The sequence below is a fragment of the Pantoea sp. GbtcB22 genome (assembly GCF_019091025.1).
Lineage (GTDB): Bacteria > Pseudomonadota > Gammaproteobacteria > Enterobacterales > Enterobacteriaceae > Pantoea > Pantoea leporis.
Genome location: NZ_JAGXKB010000315.1, coordinates 1 through 263 on the forward strand (window position 1 = coordinate 1; position 263 = coordinate 263).

Below are 263 nucleotides of genomic sequence, written 5' to 3' on the forward strand. Positions count from 1 at the left end.
TGGCGATTGACCGTAAGAAAGGCTTCCCCGAAGCCATCGCCGGCCACGACAATAACAAAGTGATTCGCTCGCAGTCCGGTGACTTTACCCGCAGTAAAGGTAAAGAGGTGATGGAGAGCTTTAACAAGGCGGAAAACAACGGCAAGAACATCTGCATGGTTTACGCGCATAACGATGATATGGCGATCGGTGCGATCCAGGCGATTAAAGAAGCTGGCCTCAAGGCAGGCAAAGATATCCTGACCGGTTCGATTGATGGCGTG

At 51.7% G+C, this 263-nt stretch carries 1 protein-coding gene; it reads left to right on the top strand.

The window, feature by feature from the left end; all coding sequences use genetic code 11:
• Positions 1–263 (top strand): substrate-binding domain-containing protein (locus tag KVT28_RS25370; protein WP_217550958.1); only part of this gene is annotated, 263 nt, incomplete at both ends.